Here is a 17,894-nt window from a genome sequence, read left to right on the forward strand (position 1 = left end):
ACCTCTGAATCATCCGGCGCTGGCACCCGAACCGCAACCGCTCACCGCGGGGCGTACTGCGACGACCGTGCCGTCCGGGTCGGGCGACTGCGTCTCGCCGTCCACGAAGACCTCGAAGCCGTCGGGTCTGATGCTGATGTCGATCGTGTGCCCGCGGTAACCAAGACCACTCAGCGTGATGTTGCCAGCGGCAACCAGGTTCGGCGTGATGTGCAGCGAGCCGTCGGGGTTGGGGTGGATGCCGGCCAGTCCGGTGAGGACGGCTTCGGCTCCGGTGAGGCCGGCGATGATGTTGATGCGGCGGCCGGAGGCGGGCGCGCCGGGTTTGTCGGAGTAGTGGTCCTGGGGGAAGTACGGGTAGTGCTCGCCCATCCAGAACAGCCGGCGCAGTACGTCCCACGCGAGCTCGGGATGACCTTGCTGCCACAGCGTGAGCGCGAGTTGCGGTGCCTCGCCGGTGTACGCGCCGGCGCCTGACCAGTCGATGTCGGCGGTCTCGTAGTGCAGTTCGTCCTCGGCGCTGACGCTGCTCACGCCGTACTCGCCGAGGAACGCGCCGGGGCGGAGGTGACTGATCAGCGCGTTCGCGATCTCCGGCGGGCAGGATCGCAGGGCGTCGAAGGCCTGGACGGAGTACGCGAGCTCGGTGTGGCCGTCGGGATAGCGGCTGCGGAACCACCTCGCTTGGGGATCCCACAACTGCCGGATCACCTCCTCGCGGATCTGTCGCGCCGAGCGCCTGAGCTCGTCGGACGGCAGCGCGGCGCCGGTGAGGTCGGAGAGTTCGGCGAGCGTCTCGAGGGTCCAGGCGCGTTCGGCGTTGGGGCTCGCGACGACATGCTCCCAGCCGGATCCGCGCATCTCGAGGAGATTGCTCTGGTCGCCGTAGTCCCGCAGTACGCCGGTCTGGCCGTCGGGCTGGAACCGCTTGTCGAGGGTGATGAGTACGTCGTACAGCCGGGCGATCAAGGCGGGATCGAGCCGGCGTTCAGCAGCGGCCGCTCGGGTCAGGGCGACGAGAGACCAGCCGCTGTAGGCGTACGCGACGCCGAGGCCGGTGCCGTCGGGGGCGATGGCGTACCGGTCGGTGAGGTCGGCGTCGAGGAACGACTGGATGACGTCGAGGACGCTGTCGCCGAGCATCAGGCTCAGCAGTGTCGGCGCGTAGCCGCCGGTGTCCCACGCATACGAGCAGAGGGCTCCGCCGTCGAGGCCGGACGTTGCGATGAACGGTTGGGTGACGAAGTCGGGGTGATCCCACCAGCAGGCGAGCCCGCTGGCTAGCGAGCGGCGGTAGTACTGCTCCAGCCCGGGGATGTCGGAGGTGAGTGTTGGGACCCGGCCGAGCGTCTGGGCGATGCGGGACTCCCAGACGCGGGTGGTGTGGCCCGCGCCGGCTTGGACGGCGATGGTGAAGGTCGCCTCGGCGTGTCCTTCAAGGGTTGTCGTCAGGCCGTCGTGCGACAGGGTGACCGGCTCGCCTCGGCCCGCGGCAGGCGGAACCCAGCCCCACTCGGAGAGCGGGACCTGGTGGGCTTGGGTTGCGGCCAGCTCCGGGACGACGGTGAGTTCGTGGGTGTTGCCGGAGCGGTTCCGGATCCGCAGGGTGAGGACATAGCCGGGGGAGCCGTGGCTCGGCGTGAGGGTGGACTCGACGGCCAGCGAGGTCAGGCCGTCGGCGTACTGGTGGTAGGTGCCCCGGCGGACGATCCGATCCGGTCGCCACGTGCCGCCGGCCGGGAGAAGGCCGCGATTGCCGGCGCCCGGTCGGGCCAGGTCGACGACCCGCTGCCCGTCGACCTCCAGCGAGATCGTCAGCCGGCTGTCGGGCGCGGCCAGCGGGGGAGCGAACCAGCCGCCGACCCCGCACACGGTCCCGGTCAGTTGGCTGACCGTCCCGGTGCCGCTGCCGACCCAGATCTCGGCTGGAGGTACGGCGCGGCGGAGGTCGAAGGCGAAGTCGTCGAGGGCGTACGGCGGCATGGGCGGCCTTCCTGGCGGCGGGCTGGTCAGGCCGGTCGGACTTCTCGGGTCTGTCGGGCCTGGCGGGATGGGCGAACCTGCGGGCGTGCCGGACCGGTCCCGGCAGGTGATCCCGGCCTGCGTAGGACCGGTCCAACACGGTTCGACGATCGTGGCACGAAGACGGCGGCGGGCGCAATGATTCGTACTGAAACCGATTGGAGGCAGGGTGTTGACGGCGTACCGGCGCACTGTTACGTTCCGGTGCACCAGCCGTTGGACCAGTCCAACGGACCAGAACCCGAAGGATGGCCGGATGGCGAAGCTGACGATCCGCGACATCGCCGCGCTGTCCGGGCTGTCGAAGTCCACCGTCTCGCTGGTGCTCAACAACAGCCCGAAGGTGGACCCGGCGACCAGGCGGCACGTCCTGGCGGTGATGCGCCGGCACCGGTACGTGCCGAGTTTCGCTGCGACCGCGCTGGCCAAGGGGAGCACCCGGCTGATCGGCATGGTCGTGCCCGGCCTGTCCTGGCACATGGTTGCCTCGATCAACATCGGGGTGGCCGCGGTGACCGAGCGGAGCGGGTTCGACATCATCCTGTACACGGCGACCAACGACCGCGACTACGGTTCGCTGATCGACCGGATCCTGACGTCGAGCATGGCCTCCGGCCTGCTGGTGGTCAGCCATGAACAACCGCTCGACCCGCTGGTCCAGCTGCACGAGGAAGGCCTGCCGGTCGTCCTGGTGAACACCATCGACGCCGACGTCGCACTGCCGTCGGTCACCGCCGACAACTACGACGGCGCGTTGACGGCGATGGATCACCTGCTGCAGCTCGGACACGAGCGGATCGCCTGTGTACAAGGGCGGATGACGTACCGCTGCTGCCAGGACCGCTACCGCGGCTACCTGGACGCGCTCCGAACGGCCGGTATCCAGCCGGATCCGGAGCTCACCAAGCCAGGCGACTTCCTGCCCGAGCAGGTCCGCGCCCGCTCACACGAACTCTTCGCGCTGCCTGCCGACGAGCGTCCGACGGCCGTGTTCGCGCACTCCGACGTGACGGCGTACGCCGTGATGACCGCGGCCGCCGAAGCCGGGCTGCGGGTGCCGGAGGACGTGTCGGTGATCGGCTTCGACGACATCGAATCGGCGGCGCAGATCCGGCCGCCGCTGACCACCATCCAGCAACCGTTCATCGACATGGGCAAGCGGGCGGCGGAGCTGCTGCTGTCCGAGATCGGCCCTCGCGACCCCGACGACGAGGAGCCGGGGGAGGCGGTCGACGTCGAGCCGCTGTCCGCCGACCTGCCTCGACTTGTGATGCCGACCAGCCTGATCGTCCGGGCGAGTTGCGGGCCGGTGCCCGTGACCCGATCCCCGCGCGGACGCTCGCAGACCACCAAGGCCTGATCCCCGGATCGAGGTCCCGCCCGACCGCTGACACCACACGTACGACAGCAGCCCCAGGCCTGACGCCGACGGGCGATGCTGTCGCGCGCTCTCTGGAAGGAATCCGGAGTGATCAGAAAACTGGCCACCGGTGCGACGCTTGCCCTCATCGCCTCGGTGGCGATCCAGACCACCGCCCGAGCCGACGCCACGCCGTACGAGGTCCTCCCGGCCGACGCCGTCGCCAACTTCACCGAGTTCAAGAGCCTCCCCACCGATGCGACGCAGCAGGTCGATATCACCGGCAACCCCGACTTCACCAAAGCCCTCGAGATCAACGTCCCGAACGGGCCGCAGAGTCCCGGTCTCGACGGGGAGTACGAGATCACCCTCGGCGTACCAGCTGCCGCCACAGTCACTGAAGGCGACGCGCTGGTCGCGACGGTGTGGGCCCGAGCGATCACGCCGACGAGTGGCAATGCCCACCTGGTCTTCGAGACCGACGGTTCGCCGTTCAAGAAGTCGCTCAACGCTGCTCTGCAATACGGCGCCGAGTGGAAGAAGTTCGAGTTCCCGTTCCGCGCAGCGACGACGTACACGGCAGGGACGAGCACGGCCGCGCATCTGAACCTCTGGCTCGGGTACGGGGCACAGAAGTTCCAGATCGCCGGCGTCTCGGTGCAGGATCTCGGGCCGGGCAATCCGGCCGGCTACCCGCAGGTGACGTACGACGGCCGCGACCCGAACGCAGCCTGGCGTACTGCGGCCGACGCCCGCATCGACCAGTACCGTAAGGGGAATCTGTCGGTCTCGGTCGTCGACACGGCCGGGAATCCCGTCAGTGGCGCGACTGTGTCCGCAGTACAGCAGACGAGTGCGTTCAAGTTCGGCGCCGCGTCCGACGGAGCGCGGCTGGTCGGTGATCCGTCAGGTGGGATCAGCGGGACCGATCTGGCGCAGTACCAGTCGAAGTACTCGACGCTCTTCACCCAAGGGGCCCTGGGCAACAACCTGAAGTGGAACCACTGGGAGAACCCGACCGAGCGCGAGACGATCACGCTGCCCGCTCTGCAATGGATGCGCGAGCACGGGCTACGGATCCGCGGCCACAATCTGATCTGGCCGTCGTGGGGACTCATGCAGCCCGACGTCGTGAACCTGCAGAACGACCCGGCCGCGTTGCGCGCCCGGATCAACACCCACATCACCGACGAGGCGTCGACGCTGGCCGGGATCGTCGACGAGTGGGACGTGGTGAACGAGCCGTACTCCGAACACAACGTCCAGGACATCCTCGGTCAGAACGAGATCGCGAACTGGTTCCAGCTCGCGCACGCCGCCGACCCGAACGCGAAGCTCGCTCTGAACGACTACGGCCTCGTGGAGAACAACGGCTGGGAGACGCGGCACCGCGATCACGTCTACGAATTGGTGCAGTCGTTGAAGTCGTCGGGTGCGCCGATCGACACGGTCGGATTCGAGAGCCACTTCAACGGGCTACAGCTCACGTCGCCGGACGACCTGATGACGATCGTCGACCAGTTCGCCGGTCTCGGCGTGAAGGTCGCGGTTACCGAGTTCGACGTGGACACCGACGACCAGCAACTGCAGGCCGACTACACCCGCGACTTCATGACCGCGATGTTCTCGAACCCGAACGTCAACCAGATCAGCAACTTCGGGATCTGGTCGAAGAACATCTACAACCCTCGCGTCGCGCTCTACAACGACGACTGGTCACCAAAGCCGAACGCGCTGGTCTGGGAAGACCTGATCCAGCACCAGTGGCACACCAGCGTCTCGGGTCCGTCGAATGCTGCCGGAACCTTCGGTACGCGCGGCTTCCTCGGCGACTACCTGGTGACGGTCACCGTGAACGGCATCTCGAAGCAGGTGAAGGTCGCTATGCCGACCACCGCCGGCGCTTCGGTCAAGGTGATCACGGACGGCATTGCCACCACAGTCCGCACCAACCAGCCGAATCCGATCGGTGACGGCGGCTTCGAGAGCGGTACTCGCGGCTGGACGTCGCTCGGCACCGGTCCGGGCACTGCTGCGAACGCACACAGCGGCCACACCGCACTCTCGCTCAGCCCAGGCTCCGGCGTCACGCAGAATGTCACCGGCCTGACCCCAGGCACGAGCTACCTCCTGTCCGGTTGGGGACGTCTGAACGGCGGTGGTACCCAGTGCTACGTCGGCGTCCGCGGTGGCGCCACAGCCGGTACGCCGACCTTCCAGTACGAGCTGTCGTACGCCGACGAACGCGCGTACACGCAGAAGCTAGCCGCCTTCACGCCACCGACAGGGACGAAATGGGTCCAAGTCTTCGCGTGGTCGAACCCCAGTGCGAGCTCTCCTGAATGCACGCTGGACGATCTGGCCATCACACCAACTGATGGCACGCCGCCACCAGCTCAGGGTTCGCCCGCAGTGACGCCGTACCTGCCGACACCGTCTGTGCTGGCGAACGGGTCGCTCGAGAACCAGTCGAACACGACCGGCTGGTACTGCCTCGGGACCTGCACGCTGAAGAACGCGTCGACGACTCCGCACACCGGGTCCGGCGACCTGTCGGCTGCTGGGCGAGAGGCCGCGTGGGCTGGTCCGGCGCAAGGAGTGTCCGTCGTGAACGGCGGCCTGTACGACTCCTCCGCGTGGGTGCGGCTGGCGTCCGGCGCTGACACCGCGATGGTCAGTCTCAAGCTCACCACGTCCACCGGCTCGACCACTCTGCGGTTCGGCTCGGCGCCGGTGAGCTCCACCGGGTGGACGCAGATCTCGGCGTTGAACACGACGGTCTCCTGGACCGGAACGCTCACGAAGGCCGAGTGGTGGATCAGTACTTCGACGGGCGCCGGCGACCTGCTCGTCGACGATGCCTCGTTCGCTCCACTCGCGAAGACACCTGTCCGGGGGACCGGGCCTGCTGAGACTGCGTTCAACCCGGTCCAGCCGACCGCGGCCTGCGTCGTACACAACGCCGACTCGTACACGGCGTACTTCGGCTACTCGAATGCCAACAACTACTACATCCCTGTCCCGGTCGGCAGCGACAACGCATTCAGCCCGGGACCGTCCGATCGCGGCCAGACCGTCTCGTTCCTGCCCTTCCAACGTCCGCGTCGCGTAGTGGTGACTTGGGACGGCAGTCCGCTCACCTGGCGGCTCGGCTCCCTGTCCCAGACCGCGTCTTCGGCCTCGCCGGCCTGCAGCTAAGTCACTGGAGGAATTCTCATGTCATCACCCATCTCACGCCGCTCGCTGCTGCGCGGTGCAGCAGCACTGGCCGGCGCGGGCGCCCTCGCCGGCTGCTCCTCGGGCACCTCGGGCAGCGGGGCCTCGGGATCGAAGGCCAAGACGACCATCACCTACTGGGACTGGTACGCCAGTCAGGCCAGCTGGGTCGACAACGAGATCAAGCTGTTCCAGCAGGCCCATCCGGACATCGCGGTCAAGAAGACCACGCAGGTCAGCGACAAGTACGCCGACCTCGTGTCACTCGCGTACCGCAGCAACAACCCGCCGGACATCCTGATGGTGCCGAAGAGCCCACAGCTCAGCCAGCAGGTGTCGCAGGACTGGCTGATGCCGGTCGACAAGTGGGCGACGAAGTCCTGGCAGTCCAGCTTCCCGGAGAACAGCTTCGTCGAGGGAGTGGACGTCTTCGGCGGCAAGCTCTACACCGCGCCGTTCGCCGCCCCGGCGCCGTCGCTTCAGCTCTACATTCACCACGGGGTCTTCAAGGACGCCGGTCTGACCAACGACGACGGCAGTGTGAAGCTGCCGAAGACGTGGGACGACGTCACGCAGGCGGCCGACGCCATCGCGTCGAAGAGCGGCGGGAAGGTCGCGCCGTTCGGTTTCGGCAACTCGACGAACACGACCCTGGCCTGGTGGCTGGATCTGTTCGTGCGCGGCGCCGGCTCACCGGGTGGCGCCGCGGTCGGCGGCATCGACGGGATGGACTACCGGGTCGGGCAGTGGAAGTTCGGCAGCGATCGCAACTACCTCGACGTGATCAACCTGCTGATGGAGTGGAAGAGCAAGAACTGGTTCTACCCGAACTCGATGAGCATCTCCGACGAGCAGGCGCGCGCGTTCTTCGAGCGCGGGCGGTTCGGGATGACGGTCGGGGGAGTGTGGAACCAGCCGGAGTGGACGCAGCACAAGTTCACCGACTACAGCCTGGTCACGCTGCCGAGTCCGAGCGAGGCTCCGAAGGCGTTGTTCTACGGACCTCCCGGCGGACGGTTCGTTGCGGTCTCGTCGAAGACGTCGCATGCCGATGAGGCGTGGGCCTGGTTCGACTGGCTGTACAGCCCGGACGCGGGGAAGCGTTGGGTTGAGCAGGGCCAGGGATTGTCCGTGTACGCGAAGAACAACGACCCGAAGAGCGTGACCTTCGCGCCGTTCTCGCAGTACGTCGCGATGTCGGGCGCGGCCGTGGTCGGACCGCAGCCGGCGATCCGGAACCCGAAGGTGTCGGCGGTCCAGCTGCCTGCAGTGAAGCCGGACATCAACGATGTATTGGCCGGTATCTACACGGGTCAGCTCAAGGATCCGCAGGGTGCGCTGACCGAGCTCGAGGGCAAGATGAACCAGGCGCTCGGCGACGCGATCAAGAAGGCGCCGGGGGTCTCCGCGAAGGACTTCGCCTTCGCGGACTGGGATCTCACCAAGGCCTACACCACGAAGCCGGGCGCCTGATGGTGATGACCGCCGTACGTCAGGACGTGACCGCTGCTGATCCGCCCTCAGCGCCGCCGCCGGCGGCGGCCCGGCGGCGGGCGCGGCGCCGTACCTATCTGTGGTCGTACGTGTATCTGGCGCCGATGATGGTGCTGCTGCTGGCGTTCGTGGTGTATCCGATCATGGCGTCGCTCGGCTACACGTTCTACAAGTGGGACGGGATCGGCGACCCGTCGGAGTTCGTCGGGCTGGCCAACTTCCGGCAGATCGTCAACGACAGCATCTTCTGGCGCTCCCTCGGCCACACCTTCGTGTACGCAGCGTTCGTCGTACCGATCCAGCTGGTCCTGGCGTTGGCGCTCGCGCTCGTGCTGAACAACAAGCGGCTGCGGTTCGCGTCGTTCTACCGGACGCTGTTCTTCCTGCCGGTGGTTACGTCGGCGGCGGTGATCGGTGTCGTGATCCAGTTGCTCGTGTCGAACTTCGGTGACTCGATCAACACGCTGCTGCTCAACCTGCACCTGATCCATCAGCACATCGACTGGCTGGGGGATCCGCACTTCGCGATGGCGATCATCATCCTGGTCGGGATCTGGCACACGTTCGGCTACAACCTGGTGTACTTCCTGGCCGGGCTGCAGACGATTCCGGACGAGCTCTACGAGGCCGCACGGCTGGACGGCGCCGGCCGGATCGCGATGTTCCGGTACATCACGATCCCGATGCTGCGGGCGGTCGGCGTCGTGATCGTGATCCTGGCGGTGATCGGGACGTTCCAGATCTTCGACCTGGTGCAGGTGCTGACCAGCGGCGGCCCGTTCTTCGCCACCGAGGTCGTGAACACCTACATCTACCATCTGGCCTTCGGTGGCAGTAACGCCAACGCGGTCCAGCCGGACATCGGCCTCGCGTCGGCCGCCTCGTTCATCTACGGCCTGCTGCTGATCGGGTTCTCCATCGTCCAGGTCCTGGTACTGCGGTCACTCGCTCGCCGTCGGGGTGCCTCATGACGCGGAGGCGGGTGGTGACGGTGATGACGCACGTCGCGTTGCTCGTCAGCGGATTGGCCTGGCTGTACCCGCTGTTCTGGGCGCTCGGCTCATCGCTGAAGAGTGATGACGACTTCTTCACCGACGGGCTGAATCCGATGCCCTCGCACTTCCTCTGGGCGAACTACCTGAACGCCTGGCAAGAGGCCTCGTTCGGCCGGTACTTCATGAACACAATATTGATCACCGTAGGCACGGTCGTGATCACTTTAGTAGTCACGTCCTGCGCGGGATACGTACTTGCCCGCACACGGTTCCCGGGCCGTGGGTTCTGCCTCGGGCTGGTGTCGGCGACGCTGTTCCTGCCGCACGGGTACACGATCATCCCGGTCTTCGACCTGATGCAACGGGTGCATCTGCTGAACAGCCTGTGGTCGGTGATCATCGTGCAGGCGTCCGGGGGAGTGGTGTTCGGGACGTTCCTGTTCATGGGCTACTTCATGGCGATCGACAAGGAGCTCGAGGACGCCGCGATGGTCGACGGGGCGAACTTCCACCAGACGTTCGCTCGGATCATGCTGCCGCTGTCCGGGCCGATGCTGGCCACGGTCGGCCTGTTCACCGCGATCACCGCCTGGAACAGCTTCTTCATCCCGCTGGTGTTCACGCTGGGCCGCCCCGAGCTGCGCACGCTCGCGATCGGTATGTACGCGTTCATCGGCGAGAACTCGACCGAGTGGACGCTGCTCTGCGCAGGCACGGTCATCACGCTCGCCCCGATCATCCTGCTCTTCGTTCTGCTGCAGCGTTTCTTCGTCAACGGTCTGGCCGGTGCGGTCAAGCAATAGGAGGTACTCCATGCCTGTGCGGACGGCAATCGTCGGAACCGGGAACCGCGCTCAACTCTTCACCGAAGGCCTGGCCAAACGTGACGCGTACGACGTCGTCGCGTTGTGCGACCCGAACTCGGTCCGGATGGCCTTCCACAACCGCATGCTGCTCGCGGCGGGCCGTCGTACGGCGCATCAATGGCCGCCGGGGCGGTTCAAGGAGATGTTGCGCGTCGAGCGGATCGAGCTGCTGATCGTCACCAGCGTCGACGCGACCCACAACCTCTACATCGAGGCTGCGCTGCGGGCCGGCGTACGTGTGATCAGCGAGAAGCCGATGACGACCGATGCGGCGAAGGCGACGAGCATCCTGGCCGCAGTACAGGAGACCGGCGGGTCGTTGTCGGTCGCGTACAACTACAGGTTCAACCCGGTGCATCGGCGGGTGCGTTCGTTGCTGGCGGACGGTGCGATCGGGGACATCCACTCGGTGCACTTCGAGTGGTTGCTCGATGTGTCGCACGGCGCGGACTACTTCCGCCGCTGGCATCGCGACAAGGCGAACTCCGGTGGATTGATGGTGCACAAGGCCAGCCACCACTTCGATCTCGTGAACTGGTGGCTCGGCGCGGAGCCGCGGATCGTCTATGCACAAGGGCAATTGGCGTTCTACGGGCCCGGGCATTCCCACGGGTATGCGCGTCCTTACGACCGCGTCGACGGATCCGCTGCCGCCACTGACGATCCGTTCGCCTTGCACCTCGCGGACAACGCGACGCTTCGCGAGCTGTACCTGGACGCGGAGGGGGAGGACGGCTACTACCGGGATCGCAACGTCTTCGCGCCAGGCGTGACGATCGAGGACGACATGGCACTGCTGGTGTCCTACAACAGCGGCGCGACGATGACGTACCACCTGACGGCGTACTCACCCTCCGAGGGCTACCGCGTGGTGTTCAACGGATCGCGTGGCCGCCTGGAGCTCAATGTCGAAGAGTCGACATTTACCGCCCCGAATCAACGGGTCGAATCGTCGAAGGGCTGGGTCCACGGCGACCTGGCCGCACCGACCGCCGGACGTACGACGATCACCTTGCGCCCCCTCTGGGAGCCGCCGATCGACCACACCGTCGCCCACGACCACACCGGCCACGGCGGCGCCGACGCCCGTGTCCTCGCAGCCCTCCTGGACAACGACCCAACCGAGACACCCGACATCGCCGACGCCCGCCAGGCCGCCCTAGCTCTCGTCACCGGTCTAGCGGCCAACCGCTCCTTCGAAACAGGCCTACCCGTCCATACATCGGACCTACTCCCGATCTGATGGACAGAATAGTGATCACGCCGAGCGTGGCGCTGATCAGTTTTCTGTCCTAGCCGAGTGCTGCGCGGAGGATTGCGTGGGCGCCGTTGATGATGGTCTCGCGGTTGGCTTCGTAGGTTGGGTCGGTGATCGCGGTCTTGTTGGCTGGGTCGAAGGACAGGACGGGGACGTGCAGGTGGCCGGCAGGCATCGACGGGTCGAGGAGGTCGCGTTGGAGGGTGTTGCGGTAGGCGACCTCGTTGGAGAGGTAGCCGCCGCCTGTGCCCTCTGAGGCAATCGAGCCGGGAGTGGGGCCGTCGGGGCGGCGGACGGGTTCATTCTGGCCGGCTGGGATCTCCAGGACCGACGTGTTGATGCGGGTCCGGAACGGGGTGACGTCGGCGTGGGACATTCGGGCGAGCGGGAGGCTCGAGGTGATGAACTCGGGGCCGGGCGGCATGCTGGGGGAGACGACCGGTGCGTTGATCGTGCCGCCGCCCCAGAGGTTGTTGTTGTCGCCGATCGAGCTGACCGAGCGGCGCCGCCCGTTGAAGACCTCGAGGTCGAAGATGCCGACGCGGCCCTGGCTCGCGGTCATGACGAGATCCGCGTGTTGCGGACCCGGGCGGTAGTGCGGTGCGAGAGTGTTCTCGACCATGCTCTCGTCGAAGTCGGTGTAGCGGACCGGGAAGACGACGGTCTGGATCTCGTACGTCTTGCCGCTCACAGTCCAGCGCTGGCCGTCGAGCGTGAGCGCGTTCGCGCCGGAGGGGTTGCCGATGCGGATGTCGGCGTCCAGCGTGAACGGGTCGAAGCCGGTGACGAGGATCTTCCGCACGCCCGGCGTGAAGCGGGTGCTCGTGATGCCGCGCGAGGCGTACTCGAACGACTTGATCAGGCCGGCGCGTTCCGTCGTACCGAGGCCGAAGCGAGGTTGCCATTGGCGTAGGGCGAAGGCCATCGAGATGCGCGCCCAGTACAGGCCGCGGTCATCGGTTGCAGGTAGCGCGTCGGCTCCGTGCACGGGATGCTGCGCCCGGTACGTCGCCGTACGCCAGAGGGTCTCGCCCTGCGCGCGCACTAATGCCGCTGCGGCCTGACGGTTGGGGACGTGGCACAGGAGCCGACTGAAGAGCTCAACCTGCTGGTCGAAGCCGGACCGCCGGAGGATCTCGGCCGGAACTGACGGGCCACCGTCCACGCCTCTGTCGAGGCGCTGCTCCTCGACGGTCCCGGCGGTCGACTGATCCAGGCAGCCTGTTGCCGGCACGGCGTGGACCACAGGCGCGCCGGAGAGGACGGCAGTCAACGCCAGGGCGCCGATGAGCAGGGAGCGGTGGAATGAGCTGGGGCGGAGTCTCATACGGGGTGTCTATCAGATTTCCCGGCTGGAGCCGAGAGATTCGAAGACTTTGTGGGTACTGCAGACTGTATGCAATCTGCTACCTTCGAAAGGACGGCACCGCCCACGCCGTCCGCGCGTGAGGAGCCCTCCGTTGATCAATCCGTCCCGTCGTCAGGCCCTGACGGCCGGCCTGGCCGCTCTCGGCGCCGGAGCCCTCGGCGGTTGCGCAGGAACCGCCGGAGGCGCCCCCGAACTCTCCGCAGGTACGCAGGTCCCGAGCACGACCCAGGCACTGGTTGCCGACGGCAAGCAAGCTCTCGAGCGGCTGAGGCTGGGGAATGCGCGCTTCGTCGCGGCTCAGGAGCAGGACCTGGACGAAGGTATTGCGCGGCGCGTGGCCGTGAGCAAAGGCCAGCATCCGTTCGCCACGATCCTCGGCTGCGTCGACTCCCGCGTGCCGATCGAGCTCGTCTTCGACCAGGGTCTCGGCGACCTGGTCGTCGTACGAAGCGCCGGGGGAGCGCTCGACCAGTCGGTGACCGGCAGCATCGAGTTCGGCATCGCCGAGCTCCACACCCCACTCCTCATGGTCCTGGGCCACCAGCGCTGCGGCGCCCTCGACGCTACGATCAAGGCCCTGGACGCGAACCAACGCACGTCCCACACCAAGGGCCTCGACTACCTCGTACACACCCTCGCCCCAGCAGTCCGGCAGGTAGCAGGCAAACCCGGCGACCGCCTCACCAACGCCGTACACGCCAACGTCGCCCTCACCCTCACCAACCTCCGCCAGTCACCCGTCATAGGCCCCCTGGAAAAGTCCGGCAAACTCCACCTGGCCGCCGCCTACTACGAACTCGACACCGGCAGAGTTGTCCTGCTCTAGCCGGGTGGCGCTTCGAAGATCGGTACGAGATACGTGACCCAGAGCCAGTGATGGATCAACACGCCGGCGACGCAGACGACCAACGGGACCGTAGTGCGAATCACCCACGGGATCCGGTTCACCAAGAGCGCCATCACGATCATGGCCACGCCGGTGAGCGTGCCCGCGAGGAAGCTGAGCTTCTCCTCGGTGTGGACCGGCCAGCAGTTCGGATAGGTGCAAGCGTCGTCGCTGCCCGTGAAGTATGCGCCGGCGCCGAAGGCCGTGCCCGCATAGGTCCAGAAGCCGACGGCCACGCCGCACACGCCCTGCAGTACGGCGCCACCGACTGAACCGCGCGCCGACCAGCGGGCGGCTCTCGGGAGGCCGTTGGCCAGCAGGATGAGCAGCAGGGCGAAGAGGAGGTAACGGGCCGAGTGGATGTCGACCGGATCTGCGCCTTGGTCGGCGTCCCGTGGATCCACGTGCGGCAGGCTGTACCACAGCGCGAGGCCCGGGAAGACCAATGGGAGCAGGCCGAGCGCCCCGAGGGTGATGACGACGCCGTTGGACCAGCGCCAGGCCGCGTGTGCTCTCGGGGCTTGTTCGGTCGGACTCACCGCAGCAGTCCTACCGCCGCTACGGGTCAGTCGATCTGGGTGAGGCGGCCGTTGTCGACGTCGTACATGAAGCCGCCGACGAGGATGTCGTCGCCGATCAGGGGGTGTTCGCGGACCGCGGCGACATCGCGACGGAGGGCCTCGAGCTGGTCGGGGATGACGGAGATCGGCAGGTAGCCGGCCGGCTTGCCCGCGGCCTGCTCGACCTTTGCGCGCAGGTCGTCCTCCGACATCGCGGCCATCGCGCAGCGGGTGTGCGGGATGATCATGATCCGGCGTACGCCGAGCAGCTGTACGCCGAGGACCAGCCCGGTCATCGTGATCTCGGTGACCCGCCCGCCGGCGGAGCGCAGTACCTTCGCGTCACCCGGCTTGAGGCCGAGCATCTCCAAGGGCGGGATCCGCGAGTCCATGCAGGTGACCAGGCCGATCCCGGCATGCGCGATCCCGTCGAAACCGCCGTAGTGGAAGTCGGCGACGTACTCCGCGTTGGCGGCGAGCAGATCGTCGAATCCGCCGCTCATCGGATCGCGCCTGACACTGGAGTACCGGTTTGCAGGATCGACATCGCGAACGGTTCCTTTCCACACGAGTCCGGACGGGGAGGATCAGCGAGCGCGCTGGTGACCGGGACGATCCACGACCGGCCGTCGAGGTGCTGGACGGTCACAGTCTCGGCGCCTTCGGCCACGACGCGCAACGCATCCAGGGAAAGCTCGCCGGTGAGCTCCCGTACGGCGACCTCGGCCGCCTGACCGCGCTTGCTCCAGGTCGACCGGCCGCGGAGGCCGGTCGTGATGGTTTCGCCGCGATCGGCCGCGGCCAGCGCCTCGACCGCCGTCTCGACGGTGAGGTGCCCGTGCATCGTGCCGGCAGGCAGGTACGTCGCGGTCGGAGCGAAGCGGTGTCCGCCGAGATGGTTGGCTTCCCACACGCGCCCCGGTGCCCGTTCGGCGAGCCCTGACACCAGCGGCCGACCGAGAACCGCACAGCATCCGTCACGCTTGCCGTTCGTACACACAAGCACGACCGGCTCGTCGACCGGCAGGAGCGCGGGCAACGAGGCGGTGACCGCAGCGCGATCACCGCGCGCGACCGCATCGAGATCGAGGTCCCCCAGCTCGGACGGGTCTGCGACGTGTCCGCCGAGCAGCCAGCTCAGGCCCGGCGTGGTCGAGGCAACGAACACCTGGTGCGACCGCCCAACCGCGTCGGCGTGCCGCCCCGGCATCCGGATCAGCCCGAACCGTACGTCGGCCTTCTTGCACTGGTCGTCGAACGGCCCGCCGAACTCCGGATCGAGGTGACTCTGCGTCGCCGCCTTCGCGCCCCACGGACCCGGCTGCTCGACAACGACCCATCCCTTGGCCACGACCGCGGTGCCGGCGAGCGGCTCACGCAGTACCCGGCAGTACGTCGAACACAGGCCGGGCCGGGCCATTGTCGACGGAGCGTCGGGCGCAGGGGTCACACCCTCACGGTACGCGAGGTGAGACAGCTGTCCCTCATGATGATCATCATGTGTGCGTTAGCCCACGTCGGCCGAGCAGGAGTACGGCGAGGGCCGCGGCCAGGAACGCGCACACGGCAGCACCGGCAAAGATCGCGTGAACTTGTGAAACTGCGGCGTCGCGGAGCGCGTCGACGAACGGGCGGCAGTTGCCGGGGGAGGACGGGCACAGCTCGTTCGGCGATTTGATGCCGTCGGCAATGGCGTAGTACCGGCGGAGACCGATCGCTGTCAGCGCGGAGACGCCGACAAGCATGCCGACCATGCGCGCGACAACCACGAGCGCGCTCACCAGGCCGTGCGTGTCGGCGGGCGTCGCCCCGAGCATTGCCGTGTTCAGAGGCGACAGGGCCAGACCGAACCCGTAACCGCAGACGAGCAGTACGACGGTCGCCGGCCAGTGATCGAGCGCCGTACGACTCCAGAACGCCATGACCACGAACATCGCACCGGACAAGCCGAGCCCTGCCCCCGCGATCAGTCCGAGCCCGTAGCGCCGGGTGAGCCACCCACCAGCAACAGCTCCGACCGGCAGCGCGATCAGGAACCGCACCAGCACCAGCGCGGCCGCCAACTGCCCGCCGCCTTGGGTGGTGCGAGCAAACACCGGTACGTCGACCAGCGCCGCGATCAGTGCACAACCGATCAGAAAGCTGACCACTAACGAGCCCCAGGCCGGACCTGCACCCAGCAGACCACGAGGGACGATGGCTGCCGCCGTACGACGCTGCCACAGCGCGAACGCCACCGCGAAGACAGCGGCCGCGACGAGCAGCCACGGACCGGCCGGTGACATCAGTTCACGCTCGGGGTCGGCAGTAGCGAACGCCAGCACCACGCCGGCCAGTGCAAGTGCGAGCAGCAGCGCGCCGACGAGGTCAACCTGCGACAAGACTCCTGCTGTGCGGCCGCGCCCACGCCACAGCACCAGGCCGAGCCAGATCAACGCGAGGACCAGCGTGGCGACACCGATCGGCGTGAGCAGCCGGGAGGTTCCGATGAAGGGCACGAAAGGCAGCCCGAGCGTCACCCCGGACGCGAGTCGCTCGGGCGCCGTCAGCGTGAGCCCAAGCGCGACACAGGCAAGTAGGCCGACAACACCGGAGACCGGTGGCCATCGACGACCTCGGAGGAGCAGCGCGAGCACGACTGCGACGGTGAGATTGAGCCAGAAGATGTACCGCCAATCGGCCACCGCGAGTACGGCGGCACCCAGCAGCGGACCGAGAACCGACCCAAGCTCCTGCACAGCCCCCACCACACCAAGCGGCAGACCGCGCCGATCGGCCGGCCACAGATCAGCCACCAGCGCGAGCGTCGCCGGAACGAGCCCACCGCCGCCAACCCCCTGAAGAAACCGACCGGTTACCACCAGCGGCAGGTCATAAGCACCAGCTGTGATCAGCGACCCGACCGCGAACAGCAGCAGCGCCCCGACGAGCACCGGCGTCCGCCCGACCACGTCCGCGATCCGCCCGATCAACGGCAGTACGGCGATGTACCCGAGCAGGAAGCCCGAGATGATCGGCGCCGCCCGCTGCAACTCGTCCGCGGACAGCCCGACGCCGGCCATCATGTCCGGCAGCGCCAGTACGACGACGTACGTGTCCGCCGCCGCGAAGGCCACCGCGATGGACGCCAGCGTCAGTCGCGTCCTCGCCGAGCTGTCGCTCACGGCTTGGTGATCTCTACCTTCTCGCCGTACTTGTCGAGGGTGACGTCGTAGCTGCTGGTGGCGCCGGAGTAGAACGGGCCGGTGATGGTGGCCGAGACGAGTTGCTTGGCGTCCTTGTCGATCTTGAACGTGCTCGGGAAGTCCTGGTCCGCGGGCGCCTTCGGGAAGATGCCTTGCAGGTCCTTGCCCTGGACGGAGCCGGTGACCTCGGTCAGCACCTTCGCGCCCTCGCGGGTCTCGCCCTTGATCTTCGGGTCCTTCATCGTCGGCAGGACCGCGGTCAGGCCCTTCGCCGGGTCCAGCAGGATCGCCGGGTCAGGAGCGCCGAGCGAGGCCAGCTGGGACGGCGGAAGCTCGATGTAGCTGGGGGTGAACGACAGCTTCGCGTACACCTTGCTGCCGACCGCGACCACCTGGGCGTCGATCGGCGCACCGGCCGACCGCACCGTCAGCTTGCCCTTGAACGCGGGGGCGTGGGTCGCGACACCGTCGCCACTGGCCAGCGTCTGCGCGTTGTCCGGCAGGTCGCGGCCGGTGAGCACGATGTGCACGCTGGCCGCGTCGTCGATCGTCTTCTTGACGTCGGTGAGCAGCGCGACCGCGTCTCCGTTGGACTGCCCACCCCCGCCGGTGTCCTTCTTGTCGCTGCATCCGGCCAGCGCAAGTACCACGACCGCGCCGAGCGCGAGCAGTCTCTTCACGAA

14 protein-coding genes are annotated in these 17,894 nt (G+C 67.3%); 7 read left to right on the top strand and 7 right to left on the bottom strand.

Going from position 1 to position 17,894, the window contains the following annotated elements:
- Positions 1 to 9 precede the first annotated feature (9 nt).
- The gene (locus tag EV645_RS33735) at positions 10 to 1,983 is read right to left on the bottom strand and encodes an MGH1-like glycoside hydrolase domain-containing protein (protein ID WP_130448129.1); all 1,974 of its coding nucleotides are present in this window, start codon (positions 1,981 to 1,983) and stop codon (positions 10 to 12) included.
- Positions 1,984 to 2,278: 295 nt separating this feature from the next.
- Here EV645_RS33735 and EV645_RS33740 point away from each other — a divergent pair, with 295 nt between their 5' ends.
- The 6 genes from EV645_RS33740 to EV645_RS33765 all read left to right on the top strand — a co-directional run bounded on the left by EV645_RS33740 (position 2,279) and on the right by EV645_RS33765 (position 11,196).
- Positions 2,279 to 3,382 (top strand): LacI family DNA-binding transcriptional regulator, encoded by a 1,104-nt coding sequence (locus EV645_RS33740; RefSeq protein ID WP_130448130.1) that lies wholly within the window; start codon positions 2,279 to 2,281, stop codon positions 3,380 to 3,382.
- Positions 3,383 to 3,490: 108 nt separating this feature from the next.
- Positions 3,491 to 6,580, top strand: coding sequence for an endo-1,4-beta-xylanase (locus tag EV645_RS33745; protein WP_242000820.1), 3,090 nt, complete (start codon positions 3,491 to 3,493; stop codon positions 6,578 to 6,580).
- 18 nt (positions 6,581 to 6,598) lie between these two features.
- Positions 6,599 to 8,071: an ABC transporter substrate-binding protein gene (locus EV645_RS33750; RefSeq protein ID WP_242000821.1), complete on the top strand. Its 1,473-nt coding sequence runs from the start codon at positions 6,599 to 6,601 to the stop codon at positions 8,069 to 8,071.
- Between the two features lie 5 nt (positions 8,072 to 8,076).
- Positions 8,077 to 9,063, top strand: coding sequence for a carbohydrate ABC transporter permease (locus EV645_RS33755; RefSeq protein ID WP_130448132.1), 987 nt, complete (start codon positions 8,077 to 8,079; stop codon positions 9,061 to 9,063).
- Entirely contained in the window at positions 9,060 to 9,890 is an 831-nt protein-coding gene (locus tag EV645_RS33760) for a carbohydrate ABC transporter permease (protein WP_130448133.1), read from the top strand. The genes EV645_RS33755 and EV645_RS33760 overlap by 4 nt, the downstream gene beginning before the upstream one ends.
- Positions 9,891 to 9,900: 10 nt before the next feature.
- Positions 9,901 to 11,196, top strand: a complete 1,296-nt coding sequence (locus EV645_RS33765) for a Gfo/Idh/MocA family oxidoreductase (protein ID WP_130448134.1) — start codon at positions 9,901 to 9,903, stop codon at positions 11,194 to 11,196.
- A gap of 49 nt (positions 11,197 to 11,245) precedes the next feature.
- Here EV645_RS33765 and EV645_RS33770 read toward each other — a convergent pair whose 3' ends face one another.
- A complete protein-coding gene (locus EV645_RS33770) occupies positions 11,246 to 12,538 on the bottom strand; it encodes a pyroglutamyl-peptidase I (RefSeq protein WP_130448135.1) in 1,293 nt (430 codons plus the stop codon).
- Between the two features lie 133 nt (positions 12,539 to 12,671).
- Here EV645_RS33770 and EV645_RS33775 point away from each other — a divergent pair, with 133 nt between their 5' ends.
- Positions 12,672 to 13,406 (top strand): carbonic anhydrase, encoded by a 735-nt coding sequence (locus EV645_RS33775; protein WP_242000822.1) that lies wholly within the window; start codon positions 12,672 to 12,674, stop codon positions 13,404 to 13,406.
- Here the strand turns inward: EV645_RS33775 and EV645_RS33780 are convergent.
- The 5 genes from EV645_RS33780 to EV645_RS33800 are packed head-to-tail and all read right to left on the bottom strand — an operon-like array spanning position 13,403 to position 17,891.
- Positions 13,403 to 14,005 carry a hypothetical protein gene (locus EV645_RS33780; RefSeq protein WP_130448137.1) on the bottom strand — a complete coding sequence of 201 codons (603 nt, stop codon included), beginning with the start codon at positions 14,003 to 14,005 and terminating at the stop codon, positions 13,403 to 13,405. The genes EV645_RS33775 and EV645_RS33780 overlap by 4 nt on opposite strands.
- 26 nt (positions 14,006 to 14,031) lie before the next feature.
- Positions 14,032 to 14,529 carry a beta-class carbonic anhydrase gene (locus EV645_RS33785; protein ID WP_130448138.1) on the bottom strand — a complete coding sequence of 166 codons (498 nt, stop codon included), beginning with the start codon at positions 14,527 to 14,529 and terminating at the stop codon, positions 14,032 to 14,034.
- Positions 14,526 to 15,476 carry a sucrase ferredoxin gene (locus tag EV645_RS33790; RefSeq protein WP_242000823.1) on the bottom strand — a complete coding sequence of 317 codons (951 nt, stop codon included), beginning with the start codon at positions 15,474 to 15,476 and terminating at the stop codon, positions 14,526 to 14,528. Before EV645_RS33790 ends, EV645_RS33785 begins: the two co-directional genes overlap by 4 nt.
- Positions 15,477 to 15,522: 46 nt before the next feature.
- Positions 15,523 to 17,190 (bottom strand): MFS transporter, encoded by a 1,668-nt coding sequence (locus EV645_RS33795; RefSeq protein WP_130448139.1) that lies wholly within the window; start codon positions 17,188 to 17,190, stop codon positions 15,523 to 15,525.
- The gene (locus EV645_RS33800) at positions 17,187 to 17,891 is read right to left on the bottom strand and encodes an LppX_LprAFG lipoprotein (RefSeq protein WP_130448140.1); all 705 of its coding nucleotides are present in this window, start codon (positions 17,889 to 17,891) and stop codon (positions 17,187 to 17,189) included. The genes EV645_RS33795 and EV645_RS33800 overlap by 4 nt, the downstream gene beginning before the upstream one ends.
- Positions 17,892 to 17,894 lie beyond the last annotated feature (3 nt).

The sequence above is a fragment of the Kribbella rubisoli genome, assembly GCF_004217145.1.
In the GTDB taxonomy this organism is placed as follows: domain Bacteria; phylum Actinomycetota; class Actinomycetes; order Propionibacteriales; family Kribbellaceae; genus Kribbella; species Kribbella rubisoli.

Excerpts from the sequence above, each read along its gene's own strand:
- EV645_RS33785 (WP_130448138.1), bottom strand. The coding sequence starts at position 14,529 with ATGAGCGGCGGATTCGACGATCTGCTCGCCGCCAACGCGGAGTACGTC.
- EV645_RS33740 (WP_130448130.1), top strand. The coding sequence starts at position 2,279 with ATGGCGAAGCTGACGATCCGCGACATCGCCGCGCTGTCCGGGCTGTCG.
- EV645_RS33770 (WP_130448135.1), bottom strand. The coding sequence starts at position 12,538 with ATGAGACTCCGCCCCAGCTCATTCCACCGCTCCCTGCTCATCGGCGCC.
- EV645_RS33765 (WP_130448134.1), top strand. The coding sequence starts at position 9,901 with ATGCCTGTGCGGACGGCAATCGTCGGAACCGGGAACCGCGCTCAACTC.
- EV645_RS33760 (WP_130448133.1), top strand. The coding sequence starts at position 9,060 with ATGACGCGGAGGCGGGTGGTGACGGTGATGACGCACGTCGCGTTGCTC.
- EV645_RS33750 (WP_242000821.1), top strand. The coding sequence starts at position 6,599 with ATGTCATCACCCATCTCACGCCGCTCGCTGCTGCGCGGTGCAGCAGCA.
- EV645_RS33735 (WP_130448129.1), bottom strand. The coding sequence starts at position 1,983 with ATGCCGCCGTACGCCCTCGACGACTTCGCCTTCGACCTCCGCCGCGCC.
- EV645_RS33755 (WP_130448132.1), top strand. The coding sequence starts at position 8,077 with ATGACCGCCGTACGTCAGGACGTGACCGCTGCTGATCCGCCCTCAGCG.